Source organism: Rhizobacter sp. P1_G5, from assembly GCF_056405435.1.
This window is the reverse complement of record NZ_JBFUCB010001108.1, coordinates 1-861: the sequence shown is the minus strand read 5'-3', so window position 1 is coordinate 861 and position 861 is coordinate 1. Positions and strand designations below refer to the sequence as shown.

Genomic DNA, 861 nt, shown 5'->3' with positions numbered 1-861 from the left:
ACGCAGACCTTCGACGCGATCGTCGTCTGCGCCGCGATGGGCGCACCGCAGCTGCTGACGCCGCACGGGCTGCGCCTGCCGCTCGCGCCGGTCTACGGCTACTCGGTGACGGCGCCGCTGCGCCACCACGAGGCGCACCCCGACGTCGGCCCACGCTCGGCGCTGATGGACGAGCGGTACAAGGTCGCCGTGAGCCGCATGGGCTCACGCGTGCGGGTGGCCGGCAGCGCCGAGCTGGGCGGCTCTGCGCAGGCGATGAACAAGGGCTCGCTCGACACCTTGTACAAGGTGCTGAACGACTGGTTCCCGGGCGCGGCGCGCATGAGCCAGGCGCAGCGCTGGAAAGGCGCGCGGCCGATGCTGCCGGACGGCCCACCGGTGCTGGGCGCGAGCGGGCTGGCCGGCATCTGGCTGAACCTGGGCCATGGCTCCAGCGGCTGGGCGCTCGCCTGCGGCTCGGCACGCGTGCTGGCCGACCAGCTCGCGCAGCGCGCGCCGGCGATCGACATCGACGGCCTGGGCATCGAGCGCCTGCGGCGCTGAGTGAACGCGATGCTGCAGCGGATCCATGCCGGAACCCCTGCCTGGCCGCTGCACGGGCTGGCACGCACGCGGGAGATCGAGGCCACGGCGCTGCAGGCGGTGCCGCCGTTCATGCTGATGCAGCGCGCCGGCGATGCCGTGGCGCGCCTCGCCCGGGCGCTCGCGCCGCACACGCGGCGTGCCTGGGTGGCGATCGGGCCGGGCAACAACGGCGGCGACGGCCTGGTGGCCGCCATCGCGCTGCGCCGCACCGGCATCGAGACCTTCGTGACGCTGGCGGGCGATCCATCACGGCTGCGCGGCGACGCGAAGCAGGCC

The 861-nt window shown here is 74.7% G+C and carries 2 protein-coding genes; both read left to right on the top strand.

The window, feature by feature from the left end:
• Window positions 1–543, top strand: a 543-nt coding sequence (locus AC1D12_RS34370) for an FAD-dependent oxidoreductase (protein WP_477845528.1), incomplete at its 5' end; no start/stop codon positions are given.
• A 9-nt stretch (window positions 544–552) separates the two neighbouring features.
• The coding region (locus tag AC1D12_RS34365) for an NAD(P)H-hydrate epimerase (RefSeq protein ID WP_477845527.1) at window positions 553–861 on the top strand (309 nt) is incomplete at its 3' end.